At 73.8% G+C, this 6,179-nt stretch carries 6 protein-coding genes; all 6 read right to left on the bottom strand.

Annotated elements, in window-relative coordinates; all coding sequences use genetic code 11:
* Positions 1 to 12: 12 nt before the first annotated feature.
* The 6 genes from AB4Y76_RS19155 to AB4Y76_RS19130 are packed head-to-tail and all read right to left on the bottom strand — an operon-like array spanning position 13 to position 6,169.
* Entirely contained in the window at positions 13 to 834 is an 822-nt protein-coding gene (locus AB4Y76_RS19155; protein ID WP_441928218.1) for a shikimate dehydrogenase, read from the bottom strand.
* A 4-nt stretch (positions 835 to 838) separates the two neighbouring features.
* The gene (mltG, locus tag AB4Y76_RS19150) at positions 839 to 2,071 is read right to left on the bottom strand and encodes an endolytic transglycosylase MltG (RefSeq protein WP_441928216.1); all 1,233 of its coding nucleotides are present in this window, start codon (positions 2,069 to 2,071) and stop codon (positions 839 to 841) included.
* Positions 2,072 to 2,078: 7 nt separating this feature from the next.
* Positions 2,079 to 2,585, bottom strand: a complete 507-nt coding sequence (gene ruvX, locus AB4Y76_RS19145; RefSeq protein WP_441928214.1) for a Holliday junction resolvase RuvX — start codon at positions 2,583 to 2,585, stop codon at positions 2,079 to 2,081.
* A gap of 13 nt (positions 2,586 to 2,598) precedes the next feature.
* Positions 2,599 to 5,280, bottom strand: coding sequence for an alanine--tRNA ligase (gene alaS / locus AB4Y76_RS19140; protein WP_441928212.1), 2,682 nt, complete (start codon positions 5,278 to 5,280; stop codon positions 2,599 to 2,601).
* A complete protein-coding gene (locus AB4Y76_RS19135) occupies positions 5,280 to 5,597 on the bottom strand; it encodes a DUF6167 family protein (RefSeq protein WP_441928210.1) in 318 nt (105 codons plus the stop codon). The genes alaS and AB4Y76_RS19135 overlap by 1 nt, the downstream gene beginning before the upstream one ends.
* On the bottom strand, positions 5,594 to 6,169 hold the full coding sequence (locus tag AB4Y76_RS19130; protein ID WP_441928208.1) for a hypothetical protein: 576 nt from the start codon (positions 6,167 to 6,169) through the stop codon (positions 5,594 to 5,596). Before AB4Y76_RS19130 ends, AB4Y76_RS19135 begins: the two co-directional genes overlap by 4 nt.
* Between the last annotated feature and the right edge of the window lie 10 nt (positions 6,170 to 6,179).

Genomic DNA, 6,179 nt, shown 5'->3' with positions numbered 1-6,179 from the left:
CGTCCGGTGCGCTCACCGGGTGCCGTCCAGCAGCGCCGCCTCCCCGGCCGCGCGCATCGCGGCCAGCGGGCCCGGCGCCCCGGTCATCAGCGCGACCTGCAGCGCCGCCTGGTGGACCAGCAGGTCGAGCCCCCCGACGACCGTGGCGCCGCGGCGCCGGGCCTCGGTCACCAGCGGGGTCGGCCACGGGTCGTAGAGGACCTCGAAGACCACCGGCGCCGTGACCGTGGCGAGGAGCTCCGGGGTCTGCGCGTCCGCCGGCACGGTCGAGACCAGGACGTCCCCGGTCGCGGGTTCGCCGAGCAGCCCGACCGTGACCGGGAGCTGCGGCGCGTGCCGGTGGACCGCCGCGAGGGTCTCGGCGGCCCGGTCCGGGTTGCGCACCAGCAGCCGCGCCCGGTGGGTCCCGAGCTCGGCCAGGGCGAGCAGCACGGACGCGGCGGTGGCACCGCCGCCGAGCACGACCGCCTCGGTCCAGGGCCCGGAGGACCGCTCGGTGAGCGCCGCGACCGCGCCGGGCACGTCGGTGTTGTGCCCGACCCGGTGGTCGCCGTCGAGGACCACCGTGTTGGCTGCGCCGGAGACCGCGGCCCACGGGTCGAGGTCGGTGAGCAGCGGAAGCACCGCGCGCTTGAGCGGCATCGTCAGGGAGAGCCCGCGCCAGGTCCCGTCGAGGCCCGCCACGAAGTCGGCGAGCCCGTCCTCGGTGACCTCGACGGCCTCGTAGGACCAGTCGAGCCCGCGGGCGGCGTACGCGGCGCGGTGCAGGACCGGGGACAACGAGTGCGCGATCGGCGACCCGAGGACGGCGCAGCGGCGCCCGGTGACGGCCATGGCCCTAGTCGCAGTTCGGCGAGTTCGTCCGGGCGCACCAGGCCCTGAGCTTGGCCACGTTCTGCTGGTGCTCGGCGTAGGTGGCCGCGAACGCGGTCTCCCCGGTCTCGAGGTCGATCGGGACGAAGTAGAGCCAGTCGCCGTCGGCCGGGTTCAGGGCCGCCTCGATCGTCTCCTTGCCGGGCGAGCCGATCGGCCCCGGCGGCAGGCCGGTGTGCACGTAGGTGTTGTACGGCGACGGGTTGTCGCGCTGCGCCTGGGTCGTCCAGACGGTCCCGGAGAGGTTGTTGGCGTAGGCGACGGTGGCGTCGGACTGCAGCGGCATGCCCTGCTCGAGCCGGTTGTAGAAGACCCGGGCGATCTTCGGGTAGTCGGCGCTGCGGGCGCCCTCGTACTCCAGGACGCTGGCCATCGTCATCACCTGCTCGGGGGTGTAGCCGAGCGCCTGGGCGCGCGCGTCCAGGTCGAGGTCGGCCTGGACCTCCTTGGTCTTCGCGACCATCTGGCTGAGCAGGCTCTTGGCGGTCTGCCCGGGCACGACCGTGTACGTCGCCGGGTAGAGATAGCCCTCGAGCTTGCCCTCCGCCTCGGCCGGCAGCCCGAGAGCGGCCGGGTTCTTCAGGGCCGCGCTGACCTGGGCCGCGGTGATGTCGGTGTTCTTGACGATCGCCTTCGTGACGTCCTTGACCCGGGCGCCCTCGGGCAYGGTCACCCGTGCCTGGATCAGGTTGTCGTGGTCGACGAGCACGTCGAGCGCGTCGGAGGCCTTCATCTCCTTCTTCAGCGGGTAGAAGCCGACCTGGATGTCGCGGGACGCCTCGTTGGCCGTCGCGGCGTCGGTGAAGGCGCCGACGCTCTTCACCACGCCGGCCTCCTTGAGGGTCCGGCCGATCGCCGCGGAGGTGTCGCCCTGGTGGACCTCGACGGTGACGCTGCCGTTCCCCGGGCCCGGATAGTCCGGGCTCTCCCCGAGCGCCGACTTCACCCTGTCGACCGCCCAGCCGCCGCCGAACCAGGCCGCCGCCAGCAGCACCACGGCGACCACGAGCAGCGGCAGACAGCCGCGCCAGGAGCTGCGCCGCTTCTCGCCACGGCGGCTGCCGTGCGCGCGCGGGGTGCCGGCTCCGGGCCCGGAGTCACCCACGGGGGCGGGCTGCTCGGGCGCGGGGGCCTCGGACGCCGGGTCCACCAGGACGTGCTCGTCCTCCGGGCCGGTGCCCAGTCCGAACTCGCTCACTGCACTCCTACTCCTCGGCCGTGTCCTGCGGCACGTCGACGGGCTCGCCGGCCACGGCCCCCCGGGCGTGCTCGCTGTCGAGCGCTGCCTGCAGGATCACCACGGCCGCGGCCTGGTCGACCACCGCACGACGCTTCTTGCCCTTCTTACCCCGCTCACGGAGCACCGACTCGGCGGTGACCGTGCTCAGGCGTTCGTCGACCAGGCGGACCGGGAGCGGGGCGACCCGCCGCGCGAGCGCCTGCGCGAACTCTCGCACCCTACCCGCCGCCGGTCCCTCGCCCCCGCTCAACGACCGCGGCAGCCCCACGTAGACGAGCACCGCGTCCAGCTCCGCGGCGATCGCCGCGATCCGGTCCAGGTCCGCGGCCGGCGCCGGTGGATCGGCCGGCGGCACCCGCGGGACTGTCTCCACCGGGCTCGCCAGGATCCGTGACGGGTCGCACGAGGCGACCCCGATCCGGGCGTCGCCGGGGTCGATCCCGAGGCGGACTCCGTGCAGGGGGTCGGTCATCGTGTGCTCGCGGTCAGGACGCGGTGAGCTCGCGGCGGGCCGCGGCCAGCGCCTCGTCGACCTGCGACGCGTCGGTGCCGCCACCCTGCGCGACGTCGTCCTTCCCGCCGCCCTTGCCACCGAGCAGCGTGGCGGCCGCCCGGACCAGCGCGTTCGCGGACACCCCGGCCGCGCGGCCGGCGTCGTTGACGGCGGCGACCAGCGACGGCTTGCCGTCCTGCACGCCGATCACCAGGACGGCGCCCGGACGGTCGGCGGGCAGCCGGCCGCGGACGTCGAGCGCCAGCGTGCGGACGTCGCCACCGCCGGCCCCGTCGACGACCTTGCCGACGAACAGGGTCCCGCCGAGGTCCTCGGCCGCGGCGGCGAGCTCACCGGCGCCGGCCAGGAGCTGGGCCAGGCGGATCCGCTCGACCTCCTTCTCCGCGACCCGCAGCCGGTCGACCAGGTCGCCGACGCGGTCGACCAGGTCGCCGGGCTGGGTCTTGAGCAGACCGGTCAGCTGGGCGACCACGTCGCGCTCCCGGGCCAGGTAGGCGAAGCCCTCCAGGCCGGTCAGCGCCTCCACGCGCCGGTTTCCGGAGCCGACCGAGGACTCGCCGGTCAGCACGATGGTCCCGATCTGCGAGGAGTGGTCGACGTGCGTGCCGCCGCAGAGCTCGCGCGACCACGGGCCGCCGATCTCGACGACGCGCACCTTGGTGTCGTCGTAGGTCTCGCCGAAGAGCGCGATCGCGCCCCATTCCTTCGCCTGGTCCAGGGTCATGTAGTCCCAGGCGACCGGCAGGTCGGCGCGCAGCGCGTTGTTCGCGACCTGCTCCAGGTCGGCGTACTGCTGCGGGCTGAGCGCCTTGGTCCAGCCGAAGTCCAGGCGGAGGTAGCCGGGGCGGTTGTAGGAGCCGGACTGCAGTGCGGTCGGGCCGAGCACCTCGCGGAGCGCGGCGTGCACGACGTGGGTGCCGGAGTGGGCCTGGCGCGCGCCGATCCGCCACTGCGGGTCGACCTTGGCGTGCAGCGGCGCGCCGGAACCCGCCGCGAGCTCGCCGTCGACGACGCGGACCTGGTGGACGACCAGGCCGCGGACCGGGCGCTGCACGTCGAGGACCTCGAGCACGCCGCCGTCGAACTCGATCGTGCCGGCGTCGGCGACCTGACCGCCCGACTCGGCGTAGAACGGGGTCCGGTCGAGCACGAGCTCACCGATCTCGCCGGCGCGCAGCGCCGGTGCCGGCACGCCGCCGGAGAGCAGCGCGAGCGGCTTCGACTCGGTCTCCAGGGCCTCGTAGGCGAGCCACTCGGTCGGACCGTGCTCGTCCAGGATCCCGCGGTAGACGCTGGTGTCGGCGTGCTGGCCCTTCTTCGCCCGGGCGTCGGCCTTGGCGCGCGAGCGCTGCTCGGCCATCAGGGCGCGGAAGCCCTCCTCGTCGACCGCGAGGCCCTTCTCGGCGGCCATCTCCAGGGTCAGGTCGATCGGGAAGCCGTAGGTGTCGTGCAGCGCGAACGCCTTGTCGCCGGTGAGCGTGGTCCGGCCGGCCGACTTCGCCTCGTCCGCGGCCACGTCGAAGATCGTCGTACCGGTCTGCAGTGTCTTGCGGAACGCGTCCTCCTCGGCGTACGCGACCTGGGCGATCCGGTCCCAGTCGCTGGCCAGGTCCGGGTAGCCCGGGGCCATCTTGTCCCGGCTGACCGGGAGCAGCTCCGGCAGCGCCCGGTCCTCGAAGCCGAGCAGGCGCATCGACCGGACCGCACGGCGCAGCAGCCGGCGCAGGACGTAGCCGCGGGACTCGTTGCCCGGGGTGACGCCGTCACCGATCAGCATCATCGAGCTGCGGACGTGGTCGGCGACCACGCGGAACCGGACGTCGTCGACCGGGTCGGCGCCGTACCGGCGGCCGGTCAGCTCCTGGGCGCGCTCGATCACCGGGAACATCGTGTCGATCTCGTACATGTTCGCCTTCTCCTGCAGCAGGAAGGCGACCCGCTCGAGACCCAGGCCGGTGTCGATGTTCTGCTTCGGCAGCGACCCGGCGATGTCGAAGTCCTCCTTGCTCCGGACGGCGCTGAGCTCGTCCTGCATGAAGACCAGGTTCCAGATCTCGAGGTAGCGGTCCTCGGCGCCGAAGTCACCGTCGGCGCCGTACGCCGGCCCGCGGTCGTAGAGGATCTCCGAGCACGGGCCGCCGGGGCCCGGGACGCCCATCGACCAGTAGTTCTCGGTCTTGCCGAGCCGGATGATCCGGTCGTCGGGCAGGCCGGTGGCCTTGCGCCACAGGTCGACCGCCTCCGGGTCGTCGACGTAGACGCTCGGGTAGAGCCGGCTCTCCTCCAGGCCGAAGCCGCCGTCGGCGAGCGGCTTGGTGACCAGGTCCCAGGCGAGCTCGATCGCGCCGGCCTTGAAGTAGTCGCCGAAGGAGAAGTTGCCGCACATCTCGAAGAAGGTGCCGTGCCGGGTGGTCTTGCCGACGTCCTCGATGTCGGGGGTGCGCACGCACTTCTGCACGCTCACCGCGCGGCTGAACGGCGGGGTCTCCTGGCCCAGGAAGTACGGCTTGAACGGCACCATGCCCGCGTTGACGAAGAGCAGGTTCGGGTCGTCGACGAGCAGCGGCGCCGACGGCACGGCCGTGTGGCCGGCTGCTTCGAAGTGCGCGACGAAGCGGCGTCGGATGTCGGCCGAGTTGTACTCCGGGTCCATCAACGGGTGCCTTCCAGTGCAGGGGGGACGGGAGGAGCGGGAGTGTCGACCGGAGCGCCGACCTCGGGGACGGCCGGTTCGGCCGCGTTGAGCTGGAGGGGGCCGTCGAGTGCGTACCCGAGCCGGGCCCGCAGCTCGGTCTCGCGCTCGACCATGCCGGTGCGGACCTCGTCGGCGAAGAGCTGGGCGCCGACACCGAGGCCGGCCACGCGGTCGCGGAAGCCCTCGGGCGTGAACGCCTCGGCGATCCGGCGTACCCGGACCATGGCGTAGACGCCGGCGCCGGCTCCGGCGACGAACCAGAAGCCGCGCCTCATCGGACGGCCTCCTCGCCGACGCGGGCGCGCTCCTCGGCGCGGACGTCGCGGAGGTGCTCGCGGACCAGGCGGCGACGGCGCTTGCGGGCGGCGCGCACCTCGCGCCGCATCTCGAACCAGATCCGGTTGCGCGACTCGGCGGAGAGCGCCCGGCGGACGCCGTGCGAGAACGCCGCGACCTTGACGAGCGGGGCGCCGACGGTGGCGCTCAGGACCAGGCGGTCCGGCACCGCGACCGGATCGGCGGGCAGGTCGGCGTCGAGGACCGACGGGACGCTGCCCGCGTCGGTGATCACGTACGCCGGGACCTCGCGCCGGGTCTTCCGCTGGGCCGGGACCGGGCTCTTCGGGGCCTGCTTCTCGACCGCCTCCCGGGCCGCCAGCCGGGCGTTGGCCTCGTCGAGCCGGGTGCGCAGGTCGTCAGCCTCCCGCTGGGCGGCGTCGAGGAGCTGCACGAGGTCGGCACGGTGCCGGCTGCGGCGCCGGAGCAGCACGACCAGGCCGACGAGCACCAGCATCGCCAGTGCGCCGGCCGCGCCTGCCAGGATCGCCCCGGGGAACTCACCGCCCATGAGAGGTGAC

The sequence above is a fragment of the Marmoricola sp. RAF53 genome, assembly GCF_052114005.1.
Lineage (GTDB): Bacteria > Actinomycetota > Actinomycetes > Propionibacteriales > Nocardioidaceae > Marmoricola.
This window is presented reverse-complemented; position numbering and strand designations above follow the sequence as displayed.